At 67.4% G+C, this 25,098-nt stretch carries 11 protein-coding genes; 7 read left to right on the top strand and 4 right to left on the bottom strand.

All coding sequences use genetic code 11. The features are described from left to right. Positions 1 to 437 precede the first annotated feature (437 nt). Both OHV05_RS37190 and OHV05_RS37185 read right to left on the bottom strand, forming a co-directional pair. Positions 438 to 6,452, bottom strand: a complete 6,015-nt coding sequence (locus OHV05_RS37190) for a putative Ig domain-containing protein (RefSeq protein WP_331730703.1) — start codon at positions 6,450 to 6,452, stop codon at positions 438 to 440. Positions 6,453 to 7,062: 610 nt separating this feature from the next. After that, positions 7,063 to 7,314, bottom strand: coding sequence for a hypothetical protein (locus OHV05_RS37185; RefSeq protein WP_331730701.1), 252 nt, complete (start codon positions 7,312 to 7,314; stop codon positions 7,063 to 7,065). A 466-nt stretch (positions 7,315 to 7,780) separates the two neighbouring features. On the opposite strand from OHV05_RS37185, the gene OHV05_RS37180 reads away from it, so the two are divergent. Next, positions 7,781 to 9,316, top strand: a complete 1,536-nt coding sequence (locus OHV05_RS37180; RefSeq protein WP_331730699.1) for a bifunctional diguanylate cyclase/phosphodiesterase — start codon at positions 7,781 to 7,783, stop codon at positions 9,314 to 9,316. A gap of 150 nt (positions 9,317 to 9,466) precedes the next feature. After that, positions 9,467 to 11,719 carry a hypothetical protein gene (locus OHV05_RS37175; protein ID WP_331730697.1) on the top strand — a complete coding sequence of 751 codons (2,253 nt, stop codon included), beginning with the start codon at positions 9,467 to 9,469 and terminating at the stop codon, positions 11,717 to 11,719. Positions 11,720 to 11,723: 4 nt separating this feature from the next. Here the strand turns inward: OHV05_RS37175 and OHV05_RS37170 are convergent, their stop codons facing one another. Next, positions 11,724 to 12,950, bottom strand: a complete 1,227-nt coding sequence (locus tag OHV05_RS37170) for a helix-turn-helix domain-containing protein (protein ID WP_331730695.1) — start codon at positions 12,948 to 12,950, stop codon at positions 11,724 to 11,726. A 126-nt stretch (positions 12,951 to 13,076) separates the two neighbouring features. On the opposite strand from OHV05_RS37170, the gene OHV05_RS37165 reads away from it, so the two are divergent. The 5 genes from OHV05_RS37165 (at position 13,077) to OHV05_RS37145 (ending at position 23,567) form a co-directional block, all read left to right on the top strand. Continuing rightward, positions 13,077 to 14,372, top strand: coding sequence for an alkyl sulfatase dimerization domain-containing protein (locus OHV05_RS37165; RefSeq protein ID WP_331730693.1), 1,296 nt, complete (start codon positions 13,077 to 13,079; stop codon positions 14,370 to 14,372). Positions 14,373 to 14,411: 39 nt separating this feature from the next. After that, entirely contained in the window at positions 14,412 to 14,786 is a 375-nt protein-coding gene (locus OHV05_RS37160) for a hypothetical protein (RefSeq protein ID WP_405021689.1), read from the top strand. A 441-nt stretch (positions 14,787 to 15,227) separates the two neighbouring features. Then, entirely contained in the window at positions 15,228 to 16,853 is a 1,626-nt protein-coding gene (locus OHV05_RS37155) for a sigma-70 family RNA polymerase sigma factor (RefSeq protein ID WP_331730689.1), read from the top strand. Between the two features lie 202 nt (positions 16,854 to 17,055). Beyond that, positions 17,056 to 22,053 (top strand): NAD-glutamate dehydrogenase, encoded by a 4,998-nt coding sequence (locus OHV05_RS37150; protein WP_331730687.1) that lies wholly within the window; start codon positions 17,056 to 17,058, stop codon positions 22,051 to 22,053. A gap of 53 nt (positions 22,054 to 22,106) precedes the next feature. Next, positions 22,107 to 23,567, top strand: coding sequence for a hypothetical protein (locus tag OHV05_RS37145; protein WP_405021688.1), 1,461 nt, complete (start codon positions 22,107 to 22,109; stop codon positions 23,565 to 23,567). A 450-nt stretch (positions 23,568 to 24,017) separates the two neighbouring features. Here the strand turns inward: OHV05_RS37145 and OHV05_RS37140 are convergent, their stop codons facing one another. Further along, positions 24,018 to 25,055 (bottom strand): BMP family protein, encoded by a 1,038-nt coding sequence (locus OHV05_RS37140; protein ID WP_405021687.1) that lies wholly within the window; start codon positions 25,053 to 25,055, stop codon positions 24,018 to 24,020. Positions 25,056 to 25,098: the final 43 nt, after the last annotated feature.

Here is a 25,098-nt window from a genome sequence, read left to right as displayed (position 1 = left end):
CGTCCCCTCCGCCGCGTCCCAATTGTCTGTGCGTTCGCCGCTCCCGCCCGGTACGTACTTTTTGAGTGATGGCGGGCGGACGGTGGCCCCTCCGGTTGCGAAGGTCCTCCCTGCCGGAGGCGCGCGAGCTGACGGTACGGCTGGAGGCGGCGGTCGAGCGGCGAAGACCGCTGGCGCGGAAACCCGTCGGCCGGTCCGGGAAGTGCCCCCGTGAGGGGACACCCGGCGGGCCGAACCACTCGGCCGGTGAGCTGCCATCAAGGGGAGCTCCATGTCCGGGCCTTGAGGAGGAGGCCCCCGGAGCAGAGTCCGGCCAGGTCGATCTGGTCGGGTTCTGCAGGAGTCGAAGTCCGGTATCGAGGGACGCATGGATGAACGGTGCTGTTCCTCGCGTACCAGCGGAGAGGAACAGCACCGTTCATTCGTGCCCTGCCGGGCTATCGGCGGGTGCGCCGGTAGAGGGCGGTACCGGTGAGGAGTAGTCCGATGGCGATGAGGAGGACGGAGGCGATGATGGTGCCCGTCTTCGCGAGTTCACCGGCGGTGGTTGGTGTGCTGCTGGTGGACGAGGCGGTGGGGGCGGTCGTCGAGGCGGGAGTGCTGGCGGGGGTGGCACTGGAACTGGTCACCGCCACCGGGCTGCCGGTACTGGTATCGGTGTTGGTGTTGGTGCCGCCGGTGGGGTTATCGGTGGGGATGGGAGTGGGTGTGGGGGTCGGTGTGGCGGCGGCTTTCACGCTGAGGGCGAGGGTCTGGGTGGCGGTCTGAGCGGGGGTGCCGCTGTCGGTGGCGGTGAGGGTGAGGTCGCTACTGCCTGCGGCGGAGGGAGTGCCCGAGATGGTGCCGGAACTGGGATCGAGGGCGAGTCCGGCTGGGAGTGTGCCGCTGGTGAGGCGCCAGGTGAGGGGAGGGGTGCCGCCGACGGCGGCGAGGGTGGTGCTGTAGGTGGTGCCGGCGGTGGCCTCGGGGGCTGTGGTGGTGGTGATCTTCAGGGAGGGGAGTTGGGTCAGGGTGAAGTTCTGGGTGGTGGTGCCGGCGGGGCTGGTGGCGGTGACGATCAGTGGGAACAGGGTGGTGGACTGGATGTCGCCGGTGGGGGTGCCGGCCAGGGTGGCGGTGCCGTCGGTGTTGTCGGTGAAGGTGACGCCTGCGGGCAGAGCACCGGTCTCGGTGAGGGCGGGAGTGGGGGAGCCGTTGGTGACGATGGTGAAGGTGCCGGGGGCGCCGGTGGTGAAGGTGGTGCCGGCGTCGGAGGCGAAGACGGGCTTCTGGGTGATGGTGAGGGTGAATGGTTGGTCGCTGCTGCCGGCGCTGTTGCGGGCGGTGAGGGTCAGTGGGTAGGTACCGGCGGAGCCGGAGGCGGGAGTGCCGGCGAGGGTGGCGGTGCCGTCGGTGTTGTCGGTGAAGGTGACGCCTGCGGGCAGGGCGCCGGTCTGGAGGAGGGTGGGGGTGGGGGAGCCGGCGGTGGTGACGGTGAAGGTGCCCGCAGCCCCGGCGGAGAAGGTGGTGGCGTCGAGGCTGGTGATGACGGGGGTGGCGTTGATGGTGAGGGCGAAGTTCTGGACGGTGTCACCGGCGGTGCTGTGGGCGGTGATGGTCAGGTTGTAGACACCGGTGGCGGAGGTCGTGCCGGCGAGGGTGGCGGTGCCGTCGGTGTTGTCGGTGAAGGTGACGCCTGCGGGCAGGGTGTCACCTCCCAGGCTGAGTGAAGCTGTTGGGGAGCCGGCGGTGGTGACGGTGAAGGTGCCGGGGGCGCCGGCGGAGAAGGTGGTGTGGTCGTCGCTGGTGATGGCCGGGGCCTGGGTGACGGTCAGGATGAAGTTCTGGACGGTGTCACCCAGGGAGTTGTGGGCGGTGAAGGTCAGGTTGAAGGTCCCGGTGGAGGCCGGCGTGCCGGAGAGGATCGCGCTGCCGTCGTGGCGGTCGGTGAAGGTCAGACCGGCGGGCAGAGTGTCACCTCCCTGGCTGAGGGTGGGGGTGGGGGAGCCGCTGGCCTGGACGACGAAGGAGTTGTTGGCGCTGGTGGTGAAGGTGATGTGGTCGTCGCTGAGGAATGCGGCGCCCTCGCTGACGGTGAGGGTGAAGTCCTGGGTGGCGAAGCCAGCGATGTTGGCTGCCCGGATGTTGAGCGGGTAGTTGCCGGTGGCGCTGGTGGGCGGTGTGCCGGTCAGGGTGGCGGTGCCGTTGCCGTTGTCGGCGAAGGTGACGTTCGGGGGCAGGGTGCCGGTCTGGGTCAGCACGTTGTTGGGCCCGCCGGCGGTCTGGAAGGTGAAGGAGTTGTTGCCGCTGGTGGTGAATGTGGTGCTGGTCGGGCTGGTGAAGGACGGTGCCTGGGTGACACGGAGGGTGAAGACCTGGGTGGCGTCCACGCTGCCGTTGGAGGCGGTGATGGTGATGGTGCTGGTGCTAGTGGTGGAGGGGTTGCCGGCCAGGGTGGCGGTGCCGTTGCCGTTGTCGGTGAAGGTGACGCCCAGGGGTAGGGTCCCAGTGATCGAGAGGGCTGGCGTCGGGTAGCCGGTGGTGGCGACCGTGAACTGGGTGTTCTCGATCTGTGCGGTGAAGGTGACGTTGTCGGGGCTGGTGATGGCCGGGTTCTTGGTGTCGGTCAGGGTAAAGGTCTGTGCCGGACTGTCACCGGAGCCGTTGTGGGCGGTCAGGGTGAAGGTATGGACTCCCGGGGCGGGGTTGCCGCCCAGGATGTAGTTGCCGTCCGACCCCTGGACGAGGGTGGTATTGGCCGGGAGGCCTGCCGCCGTCACGGTCGGTTTGGGGTAGCCGGTGGTCGTGACGGCGAAGGAGTTCGCCGTCTCCGACGTGAACGTCGTGCTGTTCGTGCTGGTGATCGCAGGTGGCTGATTGATCGTCAGGGTGAAGCTCTGGGTGGCGGTGGTGGTGGGAACACCCGGCCCGGCCGACGTCGCGCTGATCGTGATGTGGTAGACGCCGCCGTCACCGGCGCCTCCTGCGGAGGGGGCGCCGGCCAGGGTGGCGGTGCCGTTGTTGTTGTCGGTGAACGTGAGGCTCGCCGGTAGTGTGTCGTCGCCGGGCTGTGGGGTGATGGCGATTGCTGGTGTCGGACTGCCGGTGGTGGCTACCGTGAACGAACCGGCGGCACCGGTAGCGAAGGCGGTGTTGTTGGCACTGGTGATCGCGGCCGGTCGGCTGGCCGTCAGGGTGAAGTCCTGCGTGGCTGTCCCGTCGGCGTTCGTGGCCTGGAACTTCAGGGGGAAGGATCCGGCCTCCGTGGGGTTGCCGGTCAGCACTGCCGTTCCGTTGGGCCCGGGGGTGAAGGTCAGCCAGGCCGGCTTGCTGCTCACCAGACTCAGGGCCGCCGCCGGGGAGCCACTCGTGGTGACGGTGAACGTGTTGCCGGCCGAGCCCGTGGTGAACGCCGTGGTGTCGGCGCTGGTGAAGGCGGGTGCCTGGTGCACCGTCAGGGTGAATGGCTGCAGCACGTCACCGGCGGCATTGCTGGCCTTGAAGGTCAGGTGGTAGGTACCCGCGGGAGCGGAGCCGGTGAGGACCCCGCTGTCGGAGTCGGTCCCGCTCCCCGGGAGGAACACCACTCCGGCAGGAAGCGGGGTGTCGCCCGGCTGGGGGGCCAGGCTGAGCGTGGGCCTCGGATAGCCGTTGGCTTTCACCGAGAACGTGTTGGAGGCAGTGGTCGTGAACGTCGCGTCGGCCGCGGAGGTGAACGCGGGAAGCTGGTTCACCGTGATGGTGTACACCAGGTGCGTGGTGCTGAAGACGTTGGTGGCCGCGAAGTCGAGGACGTAGGTGCCGCCTGCGTCCGCAGCCACTTGACCGGAGATCGTTGCATCCCGCGAGCCGGCCGGTTGGTACGTCAGCCCGTTCGGCAGCGCGCCGCTCATCGTCAGACTCGCGGACGGTGGGATGTCCGCCACGTGGATCGGGATGCTGTTCACCTGTTGGCCGGTGGTGAGCGTGATACCGCCTCCGACGGGACTGGTGAAGACCGGGTCGCGTCCGTTGGTCATCTTGAGCGTCGTGCCGACGGTGCCGCCCCCCGAAGGTGTGGTGGCGGAGACGTCGAAGTCCCCGTTGAATCCGTTCGCCGTCAGCTGGGGACCGGTGGCCACACCATCGCCGTTGGTGGTGGCGGTCGCCGTCGTCACCCCGCCGGGGAAGAAGCCGGACGGCGGGCCGGCGCCGGGCACCGTGGCGGGCACGGTGAACGTCACAGGTGCGTTGGGGACCAGATTGCCCGAATCATCGAGCACCTTGACGGCTGGTAGGTTCGGGAATGCGGTGAAGACCCGGGTGAGCTGCGGGGAACTGTCCGGCAACGGGCTCATCGCGCTGGGGGCACCGGCGGTGTTCGTCAGACTGTAAGAGACCGACGAAGCACCTGGGGCGGTCGCAGTGACCTGGTACGAGCCGGCGCGGTCACCGGCTGTGAAGGGCGGGGCCGTGGCGTACCCGTTCACGTCGCTCACCGCCGTACCCGTCTGCCCGTTCCCGCCGGGGAAGGAGCCCGTCGGCCCGGAGACCGGGTCCGGCGCGGTGAAGGTGACCGTCGCGCCCTGAACCGGGTTGTGGAAGCCGTCGTAGACACGGGCCGACAAGGGCGTTGCGAAGCCCGTCTTGACGACGGCCGACTGCGGAGAGGCCCCGGCGGGTTCCAGGGAGAGGGAGGCAGCCGGCCCCGGGGTGTTGGTGAGGGTGAACGTCGTGGCCAGACCGCCGAGGTACTGTGCCGTGACCTGGTACGTCCCGGCCACATTGTTTGCCGTGAAGGTCGGGGGAATGGCGTTTCCGGACGAGTTCGTGTTCACCGTGACGGTCGTGAGGCCACCGGCGAAAGTCCCGGAAGGGCCGGTTGCGGTCACCGGAGCATCGAACCGTACGGGCCGGCCCGGCATGAATCCTCCCTGGGAATCCCTCAGGGTGACACTGAGGGCATTTGGGAAGGCCGTTCCGATCTGAGCCGACTGGTTCACGGAGCCGATGAACGGGCTTATGGACGCGACTTGGAGGCCCTTCAGCAAGAACTGCGCGTCGTTCGGGATTCCGTCCACATGGGCGGTTGCGGAGAAATCACCAGGGTTGTTCACGTGTATGGTCGGTGACGTTGCCAGGCCGCTGCTGTCCGTAACGGTAGAGGCTTGGTCACTGCCACCAGGGAAGGTCAGCCCGGGTGGGAGGGCGAAGGTGACGGTCTTCGCTGCGATGGGGTCTCCGGCGGAGTCCTTCACCACGGCGACCAGAGGCTGTGGCAGGTCGTTCCCGAATCCGACGGCCTGAGGGGACCCCGAGTAGGCGGCTGAGGTGGATGCGGGCACGTTCGCCAATGCGATGGCGCTCACCTGGCCGTATGCCTGGGCGAACGAGGGGGACGTGGTCTGGTCGTTGGCCGTGTCCAGGGTTCTGATCTGACCTGCCGTCACATTGTCGAACGGCCTGGGGGTGACGTACACCCTCGTGCCGTCCGGGCTCAGTACGGACGCGCCACTCCCGTACAGGAGTGTGCCGGTTTTTGCCAGAGGCTGCAGGGTGACGGTCGAGATCCCGTGATCCTGGGTGATGACGTAGGCCTTCGTCGAAGTGACGACGACGTCGTATGCGTCCTCGTCCACGGTGATGTTCCCGTCGATCGCCCCGGTGTTGGCGAGGACGGAGACCAGCCTCGAGGTCGCTCCGGTGGTGGCAACGGGGACGTAGATGTGCCCGCCGTCGGGGGAGACGGCTGAACGCCCTGCGAATCCGTTCGGGAGGGTGGTGTCCCTGAGCACGGTACTGGTCGAGGCGTCGATCGTCGTGAGGCGGTTCCGTGAGCCTCCGGTGATGTCGAGGAGGGAGGTGTATATGCGGCTGCCATCCGGACTTACGGACACGCCGCGCCCGACCGTCTCAGCAGGGCTGGCGGTATTGATGACGGTGGTGCCGGTATAGGTTGAATTATTCCCATCGAGGTTGTACGACTGCAGGATTGATGTCGTAGCGGTATCGCCCACGAGGTAGAGCTTGGAGCCATTCGGAGATATCGCCATGTCGAAGACATCGAATCCGGGGGTGATCAATTTCACTACTGCTGCCCGGGCAGTGTCGACCACCACGACGAGTTTGTTGCCGCCGCCGTCGTACATCGCGTACAGCCGCCTTCCATCAGGGCTGGCCACGAGCTGCTGGAGGGCTTCGCCGCCCGGCATGGGAATGCTCGAGACGAGGCTCCCGGTCGACCGGTCGAATTGGAGGATCGACTCCGGCCCGAAAGCGGTGGCCCGGCCATCCGTGTACAGGTAGGACCCGGGCGGGGTTACTCCGACAGCCCCTGCTTTCTGGGCGGACGACAGGAAGGCGACGGACATGCCGATGAGGGCGAGGACCACGATGATCGGCAGCCACCAGCCGCCCGCCCGGCGTGCGAGCGGCGTGCGAGCGGCCGACTTCGACTGGCCGCCGGACATGCGCCGAAAGGCTCCTGTGGTCATCACCCTGATCCTCGCTGTAGTAAATCGCAGGCAGGAGGCATGGTCCTACTGCCTTCTTGGCGGTTCCCTGTCAAGAAGGAGCATCCTGGATCGCTATCCCTCCCCGCGAGGAAGTCGTGCAAGAGGCCGGCGATACGGGTCTCAGGTAGATTGGCGCGACTCGCTGCGACTTCTCTCGGAGCGGTATGTCTGGGCGTGTAAAGAATTGCCGTACGTTCTTCTCCGTCACGTGGTCTTCTTGGCGCCGCCCTGTACGCGCATCGGACCGGTGATGAGATTTTCCCATGGCCGCCACCGCAGGCCGCGTTCCCATCGGGCGGACGTTCGGGCAGTCGAACCGCTCCCTGCTGGCCTGCGGGCGACGGGCAGAGGGCCCATAGAGCCGGACCGTGTACAGGAGAGGGGACACCGGCACGCCAAGACGTCCCACAAGGGCAGCGGCCGCTGTCCGCCCTCTGCCTTCCGGACCCTGGGAGCGGCCAGGTCCCCACGACATCATGACGGCGCCGACCAGGGCGTTCGACGCCCTGCTCGAGCAGGCGCAGACGTCCAACCCGAGGTGAGCATCTCCAGGACCAGGCCGTGGGCGTCAGGCGGTCGGCCCGCACGGTCAGTTCGGCGGCGACCCGGCCAGACGCTTCATCCCGTAGACGATGAACAGCACCCGGCAGTCCAGGGAGTGGACCTTGATCAGCCGGGCGGCGGCCAGGGCGACCTCGAACTGCGGGCGGACCCGGATGCGAGTGCTGAACCTCTCGGAGAAGATCTTGTCGCGCTCGATGGCGTGCGCACTGAAGCACGTCCAGGCCGGACCCCGGTCGGCCGGGGGCGTCACCCGCAGCCGCCGGTTGAGCCGGGCCACCTTCTTGAACCGGCCGACGTGACAGATCGCGGCGACGGTCCCGCCGCCCAGGCGGCAGGGCGATCCGGCCTGAACCTCAGCAGCGCGGGCAGGCGTGCCACTCGCCCTCGTCGGCGTCCGACTCGGCAGTCTTCCGAAGGTCCATGCTGCCCCAGATCTACGAGGGTGGTCCATGGCTGACAGAGCCTGCCCTTGTGGGAAATTGGAAAGGCAATACTGAAAGGCAGGTGTGTATTACCGCTTACCCGATCCTCCGATTCCATGGCGGCCCACCGGTCACCTCTCAACGAGAGCGAGCCCCGGCAGGACGCCGAAAAGGCACCAGCAAGCCTGTTCCCTTTCTTCTGCCCCCACAAGGGACTCGACTATGGAAGCACCAGTGCTACGGTCGCACTACGGTCACCTGCTCGCGATGGTGTCAGCGACCCTGGCCTGACAGCCCATACCCGCAGCACGGGAGGGACACATGCCAGAACCCCGGCTGCGCCCCGCCGCGGCTGCGCCCCGCCCGGCCGGCCGCTCGATCCGCGCACAGATCGTCGCCGCCGTCCATCAGCTTCAGGCCATGGCCGCGCTCGCCCTCTCCGACCTTCCCAGCCAGCGGCACGCGATTTCCGTCGAGCGGCTTCCGCTGCCTGGCAGCTCCGCCAGAGGGATCGATCCGCTCACCGGACTGGCCGACCGTGCGGCCCTCCGGAAGGCGCTGGAGGAGGCGATCCGTCGCAGCTCGGCCGACGGATGTACGGGAAGCCGGACCAAGGTGGGTCTCATCCTTCTCGATCTCGACGGCTTCCGAGCGCTCAACGTTACTTTTGGGGCCGACGCGGGAGACCGGGCCCTGGTCCACGCCGCCCGGCGGCTCACCGACTTCCTGCCCAACCTTGCCCCACCGTCGCTGCAATCCTCCCCCGGCCAGAGCGGGCCAGGGCCCGCTCTGGCCGCGCGCATCGGAGATGATGAGTTCGCCCTGCTGCTGCCCGGGTCCCCGGCGCTCCCCGTCCTGCGGGACCTGGCCGACGCCTTGGCCGTCATGGTCTTGGCCGCCCGGGAGCCGTCCGCCGTTCCAGTGGTTACCGGCGTCAGCGTCGGGGTGTGCTGTTACCCCGATCAGGCCGGCAGCGCCGAGGAGTTGCTGCGAGGAGCCGATGCCGCCCTGGGCCGGGAACAGTACCGGAGAAGGCCGGAGTCACCCGGCCTCCTCCGGCGCCATAGTGCGGGCCAAGCCCAGGAAAGCCTGCTCGCAGAGCTGACAGGTGCGCTCGCCAAGCGGGAACCTGTCCTTCACTACCAGCCAAAGGTCGCCTTCGACGGCACCGTGGTCGGGGTGGAGGGCCTGCTGCGCTGGTACACCCCGCGCCGGGGCTGGACCGACCCGGCTGACCTGATCCCGCTGGCCGAGCAGGCCGGTCTCATGCCCTGCCTGACCGGGTACGTACTCGACGCCGCCGCACGGCAGTCGATGGAGTGGCGTTCCGCAGGCATTCGCACGGGGATCGCCGTCAACATCTCGCCCCAGGACTTGCTGGTTCCCGGGTTCGTGGACGGGGTCGCCGATCGCCTGGAGCGGTTCCGGCTGCCACCCGGGGCGCTGCGGTTGGAGATCACCGAACGGTCACTGCCGGACGGCTGGCACCGGGTGGCGGAGCAGTTGTCCGATCTGTTCCGGATGGGTCTGTCCCTGTCGCTCGACGACTTCGGCACCGGCCATTCCTCGCTCGAGCGGCTGCGGCGCTCTCCGGTCAGCGAGATCAAGATCGACCAGTCCTTCGTCTCCGGCATGGCGACGGACGAACGGGACGCCGCGCTGGTCGCCTGGTCCGTAGGCCTGGCCCGGTCGTTGGGGCTGACCGTGGTCGCCGAGGGGGTCGAGGACGGCCGGACATGGAGCCGGCTCGAGGCGCTCGGAGTCGACGCGGTCCAGGGCTGGCTGGTATCCCCGGCGATGCCGGCCGAGCAGGCCTCAGGCTGGCTGCGGAGCCGGACCGTACGGGGCGAGCAGTGACGTGGGGAACCCCGGGCGTCCCGCAAGGGCAGACGCCGCTGTCCAGCCCACTGCCTCCTGGACGCTGGGAGCGGCCCCGTCGGCAGAGGACCATGAGGGGCGTGCACCGGACGAACGCTGCCCCCGCGGTGCGGAGGAGAGAGGTCGGCGATGGAGACGACAGCGATTGGCCGGATCCTGATATGCATTGCGAGCAGTGGCCTCTGGGAGAGCATGGAGCGCGAGCCGGAGAAGGTTCTGGAGGCTCTGGCTGATGATGACGACCTGGTAGCAGCCGACCAGTATTTCGGCGAATTGCTCCAGCAGATCCAGAACCTCAACTCGAGAGCCTTCGAGGGGATAATCTACACGTTCAATATGATTGCTACTCAGTTCATTGACGTGGGGATAGAGCTGATCGGGGAGGTGTACGACGAGTTTCTGGCAATAACCGGTATGGATGCCGATGAGCTGGCCTTCAGCGAAGGTGTCCAGGAGATCGCCGAGAAATTCGTCGGGCTGGCCGCGAGTACCGCCGTCTACCGGGACACCGTACAAGCGGCCTGGGGGGAGAAGCTCGCGGAGCGGGCGCTGGAGAACAACAGGGGCGTGATCAGTACGCTTGAGGGGGAAGCCAGCCCCGGCGGGCGGAGCACGAGGCCGTTCGCGCAGGGAAAACTCCCGACCGGTACGGCGGTCTACTGGCTGTGCCGCAAAGAAGGCGACGAGGCCGGGAAGGAGATTCCCGCCTGGTTCGAGTTCGGCAAGTGGGGCCAGCTTTACCTCAACAGGTCGAATTCCCCGGGGGAGAACGTCGCGCTCAGTATATCCGGGCCCGTGGATATCGATGAATTCAGAAGCAATGTTGGCTTCGGTGGCCATATTTCCGGCGGGGTGGCTTCGAATGGCTCCGCGGCACCAGGAATACGCTCGCAGGCGGCATCCGGTGCTCCGGTAGGTGCAGGCGGTCGGGCGGCTGGACGGGGGTCGGCGGACGCCGAACTAATCCACGAGAGGAACACCCGGAAAATCGCCGAGATTTCGCGGCATGCCGATAACGTCCGGCCGCTGATCGAGTTCCGTCAGGCGGGCCGCATGCTACTTCTGACGGAGGAGGGGGAGAGTTCCTTTCGGCCGGATGACAGGTTTCTGCTCCTGCTGGAGAGCTCCTGTCGGGAGAAGGGCTTGCAGCCGGGTCGGGGGCACTTCCGGATCGCCAGGGTCCGCGGCGACGGCAAGTGCGAGGTGGAGCTCCAGGGGGTGGATGAGAACGTCGTCGAGCACCGCTTCTACCAGGCGGTGCACAAGTACGGGTGCCTCCGGTTCCGGGCGCTCTCCCTGCCCGCTTCGGCTGCCCGTGCCGCGCCGGCCCTCGCGGGGGCCGGCGGCCCGCCCGGCGGGCGCGGTGCCGGTCCCGGGCGCAACGCGCCGGCCGGAACCTCGGCGGAAGCGCAGAAGGAGAGGGTCGCGCGTCGCCCCCGGTCGCCCGTGGCAGTCGCCCCCTCGCAGTTGCTCACCGACAATCTTCGTGCTCTGAACGAGCTGCAGAAGGATGTATTCCTGGCCAGGGACGGCTCCGCCCGGAAGAATTTTCACGAGATCGTCTGCAACAAGATAACCTGGGGTGTCGTCCTCTCTCCGGAGCTGATGAAAGACGATGACATCTGGAGCAGTCTGGAGGCAGCCGGTGCCAGGGCGAAGAAGTGGTCTATTTCCCTGGAGAGAGACAGACAGACTCACGGGGAGAGAGTCATTTTGCTGGTCCGGGTTTCCTGTCCGGTGCCCCCGAACGGTTATAGCAGCACGGCCGTAGAGATAATCATTGATCTCATCAGAGTGCTCAATGAGGAGAGAGGCGGATGTCAATGGAAGATGGCCGAGGAGGAGCTTCCACCTGATCCCCAGGAGGTGGAACGTGAAAATGAGAAGAAGATTCTAGGGACCCTCAAGCGGAATACGCTCGAGGCTGACGCTGCCAAACTGGGAGGCCTCAGAAAAGCAGCGCGCGAAGCCCTCGGATATGATGGCAAACATATCGTCAGAGTTGACTGCCTCCAGCTCGGCAAGCTGGGAAGCCCGCCGGATCTCATCGCCTTCGACACAGTTCCGGAAGACCGCCTGATGATGATCAAGCAGGTCAGCAAGGGGGTCGACCGCCTTCGGTACGGACTCGAACCAGGAAGCATCTGGCTGGAACTCGGGGATGACGACGATCTGAAGGTGATGCGCGTGTCCGACGGTATCAACCTCGGCGCCGCCATTAAAAACCTGGATGCACTGAAGAAACGGGAAGGCGAGATCATCAGGAAAACTCTGGTCAGGGGGACGGTCATACGCATGGGAGAGAAATGGAGAAAGTTCTTCCCGAAGAGAAATACGCCGGACGCAGCTGAGAACGCCGGCCAGGAAAACGCAGGGCAATGAGATGTCACCGATGGTCGTATCCCGGCGGGACGGCCGGAGCGTCCTCCGCCGATCCGGCACGGTGAACCTCCCAGGGAGGAGAGCCCGGAGCGGACGGCCCCCCGCGACCGTGCACGCTGAGAGCTGCTCCGAGCAGCTGGACGCCTCGGGTGGTGCGCGGGTCGACGCCGAGCAGCTCACTCACCCGGGCCAGGCGGTTGTCGATGGTGTTGGGATGTACGTTCAGCTGCCGAGCCGCGCGGCGCCTGTGCAGGTCACAGGCGAGGAAGGCCCGGACGGTTGGTAACAGCCCCGGATGCCTGCTGAGCGTCTCGACGAGGCCGCCCAGCTCTGCGGCGCTGTCGGAGGGAGCGGACAGGTGGTAGTCCAGCAGGACGTCCTCGATCCCATGGACACCGCCCCACCCGGCCACAGACGCGATCCGAAGGGCCCGGGCAGCGGCGTTCGCCACGGCGCCGGGGCAGGTCGCGGTTGCGTAACCGGCGGCGAAAACCTCCGCCGGGCTCGGAGCCAGCCGCTTGCGGACCGTCGCCAGGGGCAGTGCGGCTGGCACCAGCAGATGTGCCCCCGCCGCCTGGACGAGCCCGAGGACGGGGCCGTCCGCCAGGCCTTCCAGCTGGGCGGTCAGCCGGCGCAGTAGCCGACGCAGTGGTACTTCCGTTGCGGCGCCGGGCAGCCAGGCCGCGACGACGGTGTATTCGGAGCCGAGCGAGAGCCCGTTCCGAGCAGCCGCCTCACGGTAGCCACTGCCGCTGAGCAGGGCACGGGCGAGTTCCTGGGAACCGGTGGAGCCGCGGCCGAGGGCGCCGAGATAGGACTCGGTGACCCGCTCCGTGAGGGTACCGAGGAGTTCGGCCTGATGCCGGGTCAGCCACAGCAGCGCGGCCTCCTCACCGGGCCGGGCCGCTTCTGCGAGGGCCTCGGAGAGCACCCGGGAACCCACCTGGTACGACTGCAGGAGACGGCGGAGCGGGATTCCCTCCTCGGCCCGTTCCGCGGCCTGCTCCTGCAGCAGGCCGGTGCCGGCGGCGATGGCCGTGCAGTCCGCCGCGGCCCGGATGAACAGGCGTAGCGCGTGCCGGGCGGCCGCGGCGGTCTCGGTGTCCAGAAGCTCGTCGGCGACGTGGCCGAACCCTGGGATCTCGGCGTGCTGGCGCATCACCATCTCCCATGCCAGCCGGTTGACTTGTGGGCCGAGGCGGGCCGCGAGCTGCCAGGCCTGGTGTTGCACGCCGGAAGAGCCACCTTGTGACATGTCCCAAGGGTAGGGGGGCGCGGTTGGTCTGACAGCGGGTTGTCCGGGACGGATGCCTGGGTGAGAGTGAGCGGACCGGTTCACGACTCACCAGGGAGTGCCATGCGTTTCTCCGTCACGGACTACGCGGACAAGATCTGGAACGGTGCTGCGGAGGACAGCATCGCCAGCCCCGGGCTCTCCGGAACGGGGGTGCTGGAGGTCGCCGACGGGGTCGGCTGGTACCCGGGGTTCGGGAACGTGATGGTCTTCCGGACCGGTGGCGAGGTGGTCCTGTTCGACACCGGGAACCCCTTCGACGCGCAGCAATTGCACAGCTCGGTCCGGGAATGGGCGAGGGAGCCCGTCACCACCGCAGTGTTCTCGCACGGGCACATCGACCATGTCAGCGGCTTGAGGCCGTTCGACGCCGAGCCCGGGTCGGGCGTGATGGTCGTCGCCCACGAACGCATCGGCGAACGGTTCGACCGTTACGCGCTCACCAACGGCTACAACGCGATCGTCAACCAACGGCAGTTCCAGGCCCCCGGGCTGGAGTGGCCTACCCACTACCGTCGGCCCGACGTCACCTACCGCCAGTCGATGGCCCTCAAACGCGGGGACCTGACCTTCGAACTGTTCCACGTCAAGGGTGAGACGGACGACGCGACCGTGGGATGGATCCCCGGGCTGCGGCTGCTCTGCCCCGGCGACATGTTCATCTGGGCGAGCCCCAACTGCGGGAACCCGCAGAAGGTTCAGCGCTACCCGCGCGAGTGGGCCGATGCGCTGCGGCGGATGGCGGGGCTGGGCGCCGAGATCATGCTCCCCTCGCACGGCGCCCCCGTGTTCGGCGCCGAACGGATCCGGCAGGCGCTGACCGAGACCGCGCACTGGCTGGAGAGCCTCGTCACCCAGACCTTGGAGGGCCTCAACTCCGGCGCGCGGCTGGATGAACTGATCCAGGGCGTCCGTCCGCCCGCCCATCTGGCCGACCGCCCCTACCTCAGAGCCGTCTACGACGACCCGGAATTCGTCGTCCGCAACATCTGGCGCCAGTACGCCGGCTGGTACGACGGCAACCCGGCGAATCTGAAGCCCGCCCCCGAAGCGGAGGTCGCGCGGGCACTGGCCGAGCTGGCCGGCGGAGCGACCGCGCTGTCCGACGCAGCCCTGCGCCACCGTGACCTCGGGCAGCTGCGGCTCGCCGGACACCTCGCCGAACTGGCAGTCCTGGCCGCCCCGTCGGGAGAGCGGCAGCACGCGGCGCGGGCCGAGGTGTACCAGGCCAGGGCCGACGCAGAGCAGTCCCTGATGGCACGGGGGCTGTTCACCTGGGTGGCCACCGAGTCGCGCAGCAAGGCAGCGACAGCGGCGCGGCTCGGTGAGACCGAAACCGGGGACGACAGTGCGAACTGACCAGAGGAGACGGGAGATGATGGCAGGCACACCGTGGACGTGACGGGACATCAGGCCGCGCGCGCCGCCTACCTGGGAGCCGGGCTCGTACTCGGCGCGGTGTGGGTGGCCAGCGGAGGTGTCTCCTGGTGGCTGCACCTGGTGCGCTGCGCGGTGCTGGTGACCGTGGGGCCGGCCCTGTTCCAGCTGTTCCGCCGGTGGCGGGCCCGCCACCGGCCGTCCGGGGCACGGCAGCTGAGGGTCGCGCCGATGGTCGTGGCCAAGACCGTCCTGGTCGTGGCGGGTGTCGCTGCGGACGCCGCCCTCGGACCGGTGGTGGAACGCCCCGAGCTGGTGACCGGGACCGTCCTGGGCCTGCTGGTGGCGGCCGCCGGGCCGGCCTTCCACCGGCGGGCGGTACTGCGGAAGGCATGAGTACCGGGGCCCACGGTCACCCGGGCGTTGCGCTCCAGGCCGTGAGCCAGGACGGTGCCGCCCTGGCGCGCCCAGGGCGGCCGAGCCCCGCCGGGACGGGCGGGCAGCGGGGCCCGTAGGTGCGCAGGACGACCGCAGCGTTGTCGGCGCCGAGAGCGGAGCGTTCTCAGCGCCGCAGCTGCCGCACCTAGCCGGTACAGGACCTTCAACGGGCACGTGCCGAAAAGCTGCGCACCCCCAGTCCGGCGGCGTATTGTCCGCCGGTGCGCGCGCACGAGCCGGACGGATGCGCCGCGAGCCAAGTGCCAGAATCGGCCAGGGAGGTCTCCAATCGGGCCGCCGGTGCCGCCGTTCCGCCCGTCCCGCCGAAGGCGTGAACTAGATTGATCTAGGAGTTTCGAGCAGGGATCCCGCGCCGGGAGTGACGACGAGGACTTCATCATGCTCAGGGACCCCCACCTCCTGGACGGGCTGGTGGCCGCCGCCCAGTCCGGCGACAGCCAGGCCCTCGACCACATCGTGGCCGATTCCCTGCCCCTCGTGTACAACATCGTGGGCCGGGCCGTCGGAGGGCGTGCGGAGACCGACGACATCGTGCAGGAGACGATGACCAGGGTCGTCAGTGCCCTGGCGGGACTGCGGGACCCGGCGGCCTACCGTTCCTGGCTGATCGCCATCGCCATGAACGAGGTCCGCAACCACTGGGAGGCCCAGCAGCGCACGCCGGCGATCCCGATCGAGGCGGTGGAACAGACCGCCGACCCCACAGCGGACTTCGTCGACCTGGCCATCCTGCGACTGGGCCTGTCCGGTCAGCGACGGGAGGCAGCCGAGGCCGGCCGCTGGCTCGACCAGGACGACCGCGCTCTGCTCGCCCTGTGGTGGCTGGAGACGGCCGGCACGATCACCCGGGCCGAGCTGGCCGAAGCCACCGGGCTGTCACCCCAGCACAGCGCGGTCAAGGTCCAGCGCATGAAGCACCAGCTCGAGACCTGCCGAATAGTGGTCCGCGCCCTCACCGCCGAACCATGCTGCCCGGACCTCACCGCCATGACCAGGGCATGGGACGGCCGCCCTGCCGCACTGTGGCGCAAGCGGATCGCCAGGCATGTGCGGGACTGCCCGCACTGCGCGGTCCAGCAGCGGGGCCTGATGCCGGCCGAAGGGCTGCTCGCGAGCATCGGCATCCTCATCCCCGCCAGCGGGTTCGAGCAGGTCTTCCCCGCGCTGCCGCAGGCGAGTGCCACCGCAGCGGCACCGGCCGCCGCACCCCAGGGGACAACCGATGTGATCACGCGCAAGGCCGCCGGGGGGATCCGTCGTCGTCCGCGTGCCGGCCACCCCGCATCCGTGGTGGCGGCGATGGGCACCGCGGCCCTGATCATCGCGCTCTTCGTGCTGCCCGACCCGAAGACCCCCGCTCCGACGGCAGCCCCCCCGGTCGCCATCCCCGTTACCTCTCCCAGCCCCAGTCCGGTCGCCACTCCCACCTCGGCGGATACGGTGGCGGCACCGCCGACCACGCCCATCGTGACGGCACCGACCACGCCCACCGTGACGGCACCGACCACCCCCACCGTGGCGCCGCCGACCACGCCCACCGTGGCGGCACCGCCGCCCGCACCCTCGCCGCCGGCTCCGGCACCGGCCTCCACCAACCCGGCATCCTCGGCACCCCCGGTGAAATCCCTGGAGCAACAGCTCATCGATCTCATCAACGCCGAACGGGCCCGGCACGGATGTGCCGCGCTCACCATCGACCGGCGCATCCACACGGCAGCACAGAAGCATTCCGAGGACATGGCCGCCCGCCACTACTTCGACCACGCCAGCCCAGAGAACAACCGGGCCGACAGCCGGCTGACGGCCGAAGGCTACCCGTGGAGCCGCTGGGCAGAGAACCTCGACCACCAGACCAACAGTCCGGCCACCGTTTTCAACGACTGGGCGAGCGACGCCCCCCACCTCAACAACATGACCGACTGCCGCCTCACAGCCGCCGGCGTGGGGACCGCGCCCGCTCCCGACGGCATGCTCTGGACCCTCGACCTCGCCGCCCCCCGCTGACCGGGCATTCCGGTCCCACCCAGGGTGTCCGGAAGGTCTCCCTTCCGGACACCCGCAGCACCCGCCACCCCCGGAAGAATCAGAACGTCAAGCGGCCGACACTGTCCGGATCGCCGGCACCCTCACCTGCCCACCGCCGCTCACCGGTGCGGCTGCCGGCCCGTGCCCGACACCTGCCGCACCAGCGCGGACAAGCGAGGTCATGGTGGCGCAACCGACTGCAACGAAGGCCGAACTCCTCAGGGAAACAGTCCTCCTGGCCGCCGAACCCCAGGAGCCCTCGGAGACCCCGGCGTACCACCTGCCAGCCTTCGTCGAGCCGTTCTACCAACAGGTACCAGCCGACGACCTCAACGACCGAACCCCTGACGAACTGCTCGGCACCGTCCGCACCTGCGTCAAACTCGCCACCACCCGCTCACCGGGCATGGCCGTCATCCACATCGCCGACATCGAGACCGCCACCGGCGCCCACACCAACACCCAGGTGCGCACGGCCGTCGACATCATCACCGACGACATGCCGTTCCTGGTCGAATCCGTGGCAGCGGAGCTCACCCGGCTCGGTCACGGCATCCACATGGTCTTCCACCCGATCCTCGCCGTCGAGCACAACGGCGGAGGCCCACTGCGGTCAGCGGGCCACTTCGACGCGCACCAGTCCGTCCCCGGCGCGCAGATCGAATCCTGGATCCACCTGGAGATCGACCGCCAAGTGCCGCCGGCCCGGCTCCCGCAGCTGCGCAGCAACCTCGAGCGGATACTCGCCGACGTCCGCACCGTCGTCGACGACTGGCCGCAGATGCGCGCCGCCGCGCTCGGTACGGCGGCCGGCATGGACGAGACCCACGAGGTCAACGTTGTCGACCGGATCCGCTGGCTGCGCGCGGCCCAGCAGGCCGGCGTCAGTTACGAGGAACTGGGTACTGCACGCGAGCTGCTGCGCTGGCTCGCCGACGACCACTTCACTTTCCTCGGCTACTGCCAGTACGAGGTCGGCCGTGACGCCGACGGCACGACAACACTCCTGCCCGTAACCGGGAGCGGGCTGGGCCTTCTGCGGCCGAGCCGTGACGACGGCCCGCCCCGGACCACCTTCACGCTCCCCGTCGAAGCCCGGGCGGTCAAGGAGCAAGGCCTGCTGATGTTCACCAAGGCCGACACCCGTGCGACGGTCCACCGCCCGGCGTACCTGGACTACATCGGCGTCAAGACGTTCAACGACCAGGGACAGGTCACCGGGGAGCACCTGTTCCTCGGCCTCTTCTCGACCAGCGCCTACTCCGAATCGGTCCAGAACATCCCCGTGGTCCGGCAGAAAGTCAGTCAGATCCTGGAGATCCACGACTTCTCCCCGGCGTCCTACTCCGGCCGCAGCCTGGTGAAAATCCTCGAGTCCTACCCCCGGGACGAGCTCTTCCAGAGCTCCGTCAACGAGCTGGCCTCAATCACCGGCACCGTAGTCCACATGCAGGAACGCCGCCAGATGCGCCTGTTCCTCCGCAAGGACACCTACGGCCGCTACTTCTCCGCCATCATCTACCTGCCCCGCGACTTCTACACCGAGGCCGTACGCCTCAAACTCCAGAGCGTCCTGAAAGAGGAGCTCGCCGGAACCACCGTCGACTACAGCGTCCACTCCACCGAGTCGGTCCTCACCCGGCTCCACTTCGTCGTCCGCACCGCACCGGACAGCGAACTCGTCCAGGTCGAGGAACGGGCACTGGAACGCAGCTTGATCATCGCCGTCCGCTCCTGGCGCGACGGCTTCGCCGAAGTCCTCGACCAGACCACCCCAAGCGCCCGAGCGGCATCCCTCCTCCACGACTACGGACGGGCCTTCCCCGAGGGCTACCGCGCCGACTTCTCCCCCCAGGAAGCCGTCGCGGACGTGGAACGCATCGAGGCCATCCACGCCGACGACACCACCGACTCCGCCCTGGCCGTCTACCACCGCGACGGCGAGCCCGCCGACGAGTACCACCTCAAGATCTTCCGGGTCGGCCGGATGATCACCCTCGCCGAAGTCCTGCCCTTCCTCCAGAGCTTCGGCGTCGAGGTCATCCAGGAACACCCCTACGAACTCCGCCGAGCCCAGGGACAGAGCACCTGGATCTTCGACTTCGGCCTGCGCGTGCCCCACGCCGAAACCCTGCAACAAGGAGCAGACCGCGACCGGTTCATCTCCGCCTTCGCAGCCGCCTGGTCCGGCCGCATCGAAAACGACGGCTTCAGCGCCCTGGTGCTCCAAGCCGAACTGACCTGGCGCCAGGTCACCGTCCTCCGCTCCTACGTCAAATACCTCCGCCAGACCGGCCTCCAGTTCGAACCCGCCTACATCGAAGAGGCCCTCGCCGCGAACACCCCCATCGCCCGGCTGCTCGTCGAACTCTTCGAGACCCACTTCGACCCAGCCGGCGGACACCGCCCCTCCGACACCGTTGCAGCCCAGCTGGACACCGCCCTCGACGCCGTCGCCTCCCTCGACGAAGACCGCATCCTGCGCGCCCTCAGCGACGCCATCCGCGCAACCCTGCGCACCAACTACTTCCAGGCCGATCCCGAAGGAGAGCCCAAGCCCTACCTCTCCTTCAAGATCAACACTGCCGCTCTGCGCGACCTTCCCTCCCCCCGGCCCAAGTACGAGATCTGGGTATACGCACCCCGCTTCGAAGGCGTGCACATGCGCTTCGGCCCCGTCGCCCGCGGCGGCCTGCGCTGGTCCGACCGCCGCGAGGACTTCCGCACCGAAATCCTCGGCCTCGTGAAAGCCCAGATGGTCAAGAACGCCGTCATCGTCCCCGTCGGAGCCAAAGGCGGATTCGTCGTCAAGACCACATACGACCCCACCCAACACAAAGCCTTCACCGAAGAAGGCACCGACTGCTACCGCAACTTCATCCGAGGCATGCTCGACATCACCGACAACCTCATCCTGGGATCCGTCGTCCCACCCCCACGCGTAGTCCGCCGCGACGGCGACGACCCCTACCTCGTAGTCGCCGCAGACAAGGGCACCGCCGCCTTCTCCGACACGGCCAACGGCGTCGCCGCCGAATACGACTTCTGGCTCGGCGACGCCTTCGCCTCCGGCGGCTCCGCCGGCTACGACCACAAAGCCATGGGCATCACCGCCCGCGGCGCCTGGGAATCCGCCAAACGCCACTTCCGCGAGCTCGACCTCGACATCCAGAACCAGGACTTCACCGCCACCGGCATCGGCGACATGTCCGGCGACGTCTTCGGCAACGGCATGCTGCTCAGCAAGCACATCCGCCTGATAGCCGCCTTCGACCACCGGCACATCTTCCTCGACCCCACCCCGAACGCCGAAAGCTCCTACCCCGAACGCCGCCGCCTCTACGACAAGCCACGCTCCAGCTGGGACGACTACAACCGCAGCCTCCTCTCACCCGGCGGCGGCATCCACCCCCGCACCGCCAAGTCCATCCCGGTCACCCCCGAAGCCGCCACCGCCCTCGGCCTCCCCGAGAGCACCACCCATCTCACCCCCGCGGCCCTCATCTCCGCCATCCTGCGCGCCCCGGTCGACCTGCTCTGGAACGGCGGCATCGGCACCTACGTCAAAGCCACCACCGAGTCCCACCACGACGTCGGCGACAAGGCCAACAACGGCATCCGCGTCAACGGCGCCGACCTCCGAGCCAGAGTCGTCTGCGAAGGCGGAAACCTCGGACTCACCCAGCTCGGCCGTATCGAGTACGCCCTCCAAGGCAGCTCCGGCACCGGTGGCCTGATCTGCACCGACGCCATCGACAACTCCGCCGGCGTCGACACCTCCGACCACGAAGTCAACATCAAGATCCTGCTCGAACAAGCCCGCGCCGCCCAGGAGATCGACTCCGGCACCCGCACCCACCTGCTCACCGGGATGACCACCGAGATCGCCACCCTCGTCCTCACCAACAACTACTCCCAGAACGCCGCCCTCGCCTGCGCCGTGGCCGACTCCGACAGCCTGCTCAACGACCACATCCGCTACCTGCGCAAGCTCGTCGCCGACGGCCACCTCGACCGCGAACTCGAGTTCCTCCCCACCGAGCGCGTCCTCGAAGAACGCCAGCGCAACGGCAAGGGCCTCACCCAACCCGAACTCTCCGTCCTCCTCGCCTACACCAAGACCATCACCGAGGACGCACTCCTCACCTCCACCCTCCCGGAAGACCCCTTCTTCCAGGACGAACTGACCGCCTACTTCCCCACAGCCCTGCGCGAGGCGCACGGCCACCGCATCCTCACCCACCCGCTGCGCCGCGAGATCATCTCCACGCAGGTCGTCAACAAGATGATCGACAACGCCGGTATCACCTTCGTCTTCCGGGTAGCCGAGGAGTCCAGGGCCCCGGTCGCCGAGATCGCCCGCGCTCACGTCACCGGCTGGTCCGTCTTCGGCCTGGACACCTTCGCCAAGGAGATCAGCGCCCTCGACAACCAGGTGCCGGCCCTCACCCAGACCCGGATGCGCCTGGCCTGCCGCCGCCTGGGCGAGCGGGCCGCCCGCTGGTACCTGTTCAACCGGACGCACCCGCTGGACGTCGCCGCCGAAGTCGCGGACTTCTCCCACGGCGTACGGACCGTCGCGACCCACCTGGCCGATCTCGTCCGGGGCAGCGACGCCGAGGGTCTCGCCCGCGCCACCCGGAGCCTGACCGACGAAGGAGTCCCCGAGCAGCTCGCCGCCGCGGTCGCCGCCCTGCCGGCCTCGTACCCGGCCCTCGACATCGTCGAGATCGCCTGGCAGAGCGGCCTGTCATCGCTCGAGGTCGGGCGCTGCTACTTCAGCGTCGTCGACAACCTCCGGCTCGGCACCCTGCGGAGCCACATCAGCGCCCTGCCCCGTACCGACCGCTGGCAGGCAACCGCCCGCGGCACCCTGCTGGACGACCTCTACAACGCCCAGGCCGCCCTCATCTTCGACGTCCTCGCGGCCGCCCCCCAGTCCAGCGGCCCGCAGGACCGCTTCGAGGCCTGGCTCAAGCAGAACCACGACACTGTCGAGGAGGCCCTGCCCGTCCTCGACGAGATAGCCGGACTGGGCGCGGCCGACCTGAGCGTCGTCTCCGCCGGTCTCCGGGCCCTGCGCTCCCTGCTCAGCACCTGCGGCTGCCGCCAGTGCCACCCAGGCCTCGCCCCCACGGTCGTCCCGGCCCACTCCGCCCATCGCGGACGGCGTCAATAACAGAGCCCGAAGGCGCGTGCGGCCTGCCCCTGAGTTCGGAGGGAAGAATCGAAATGGCGATCTCTCGGGAGATGGTAACGCAGAACCACATGATAATCCTGGTCAGCCAATGGTACTCGATCACATATGCGGGGGCAGTCAATTGGGATGAATTCTCGGAATTCTGCCAGGCTACATCGGGGCGTGGCGCCGAGTTGCGGGAGGATCTAGACCGCATCCGAACGGAAATGATTTCCGAAGACGAGTATCTGGGTGAAAATTTTGAAGCCTTCCTGCTGAAATTCTGGGAATTCGTGGAGTATGCAGCCGAAAGAGACATCTTTCAGCAGCATAAACATGCCGAAAACTGGTGGTGGGGGACGCTTGGGGCAGGCGGTAGTAGTTTCTACAAGTACAGCTCTGGCCCTCCGTCGCTACTGAGCATCGAAGGATTGGTGGGTGAAGAAAAGTTCAAGCAACTGGCAGCTGGCGGCACAGGTGGAGAAGGGCGGGGAGGGGCGCTCGGGAAAAGGAGGACCGGGCCAGTCATGGTAAGGCCTCTGGAGAAGAGATTTCCTTACCTCTGGCAGGGCCTGGCGGACGGCGAGTACTTCTGGAAGATTTCGCTTGACGAAAATCCGCCAAAGGAGCATGCGAAGAAACTGGAAAGCATCGATGCGCGTGATGATTACATGTTTCGGTACCTGCGTTCAGTCGACCTTGAACTAAAGACGACTACAGTTGAAATGGAAGCAAGAAACGCCGATGCCTTGAAAGAGCTCACTCGGGAGGCCCCAAGAAACGGCCGGCTTCACCGGAGGAGGCTTCGCGTCTGGCAGCTGGGAGAAGAGGGTGGCGGTGTTTGGATAGATGACAGCCCTCCGGCCCGACTGCGAGATGACGCAAATTTCCGAAAAGATTTCAGTGCAACCGCCGAACTGAGCATAATAAGGAGGATGAGAGGAAAAAATACGATATTTGTAACGTATACGAGAGGGCGCTCTGATGTGCGGTTTGACAACTTGTGCAATGAGATCCTTTCGGCTTTCTCTGGTGATATAATCGTCACCGAGATGGAGGGCGTGAAGGCCGGGAAGCAGGAGTCCGGTGCGTCCGGTGCGTCCGGTGCGGTGACGAAGACTAGGCTCGACAAGGCCCCTCCGAGGGCAAGGAATATTTCCTTGGAGGAAATCTCCAGGGCATCCAGGCTGAAGAGTGTACAATCGCTGGAATTTGCACTGAAGAGCAAAGAGGAGACTGCCCTCAAAGTCCTCTGGTTCAGGGCTCATGCTGTCGGTCATGTATTCTGCATTGTGCAAAATAATGCAGACCCGAAATTTTTCCCAATTAACCTCTTGATGGCGGGGTTCACTTGGAGCGAAGATGATTTTCCGATCGGAGAGCTGTCGGTTAATTTCACCGACAGGACCTGCGTGGTTACAGTCGACAGAAGCTTCCCTCCGCGAAGCAAATTCCAGGAGAAGCTGAAAGAAATGATCGGAGCAATTTTCAGCGGCCGTGTCAGCGTCAGGTGATTCGCATCTGAACGGCATGTCGGGGTGAAGGAAGTGCCAGCCCGCTGCGCGGCGGGTGCGGAGAGTGCCAGGAGAAGCTCGGGGCCGTCGCAGGAAGCGGCGGCCCATTGTCTTGCACAGGCCGGGCGCCCCGGCGCGGGCTGGCTCCCGGTCAAGGTGGTCCGTGCAGGGCGCGGATCCCGTCCGCGGGAACTGGTCGGGTGATGCGGCCGTCGGCCGTTGCCGAGACCAGGAGCATCGTGTGCAGGGGGGAAACCCGACACCGCCGACTCCATCCCCTGATCGGCGGCTGACAGCCTGGGGCAGGGCTCAGTGAACTGTCACCAGGCCGGGTGGCCAAGCACGGGGCAGCGCCCGTGGTGGCCAGCGGGCCGGCCACCACGAGCAGATGTCGTCCCCCGGCCGGTGGTCGCAGGCAAGTCTGGGCAATGCCTGCATAGTTCGTCCTGCTCAGGGGGCGGGCTGGTTGGGGGAGATGAGCTTGATCGTGCCGTTGATGATGTTCTGCCGGGTGGCGGTGAGTTCGCTGATCAGGCTGGTCGGGACCCGTGAGGTGAAGTCGTGGTACGGCGCCAGGTCGGTGCCGTGGTTGGCGAGGGTGCCGACGTAGGAGGTCGCGTTGAAGCTGCCGTCGGCGGCGGCGGTGACCACGGTGCTGACGGCGCTGGCGATGCCCTTCACCACCGAGGTCATGATCACCGAGCCGTAGTCGGCGTTGGAGTAGAAGCCGTCGTTGTCGACCCAGATGACGTTCATCTTCCCGTTACTGGCCTTGGCCTGGGTGAGGGCTCCGATTCCGGTGCCGCCGGCGACGGGGAAGATGATGTCGGCGCCCTGTTCCTGGAACGCCTGGGAGATCTGGCGGCCGCCCTCGGGGTCGGTGAAGCTCTGGGGGTTGGTGAAGGTGCCGCTCTGAGACGGCTCGTCCCAGCCGAGAACCTCGACCTTGGTGCTGTGCTCGCGGTTGTAGTACTGCGCGCCCTCCCAGAACCCGTCCATGTACACCGTCACGCTCGGGAACTTGGCGCCGCCGAAGGTGGCGATCTTGCCGGTCTGGGTCATGCCCGCCGCGAAGTAGCCGCCGAGGAAGGCACCCTGGGCGGTGTTGAACTGCAGGCCCTTGATCTGTGGGGGAGTGGACTGGCTGTCAACAATGGTGTAGTTCTGCGACGGGTTCTGCTTCGCCGACTCCAACGTGGCGTCGCCCATGGAGAAGCCCACGGTCACCACAAGGTCGCAGTCCTGCGAGACGAACTTCGCGATGTTGCCCGCGTAGTCGTTCGCCGAGGCGGAGTTGACGGTGTCCACGGTGATGGACTTGTCGGCCTTGGCGGCCTGCTGCATGCCGGCCAGGGCTTCGGCATTGAAGGAGCGGTCCTCGAGGCCGCCAGTGTCGGCGACCATGCAGGCCTTGTACGGGCCCGACGCCTTGGGACGGTCGGAGCCGCCGCCGGAGCCGCACGAGGCCAGGGTGAGCAGCGTCGCCACCGCCAGGGCCGTGATTCCCAGGAGTGGTTTCGTTGAGACTCTG

The organism is Kitasatospora sp. NBC_00070, assembly GCF_045041205.1.
Taxonomy (GTDB): domain Bacteria; phylum Actinomycetota; class Actinomycetes; order Streptomycetales; family Streptomycetaceae; genus Kitasatospora.
The sequence above is the reverse complement of the archived record's forward strand: the minus strand, read 5'-3'. Positions and strand labels throughout refer to the sequence as shown.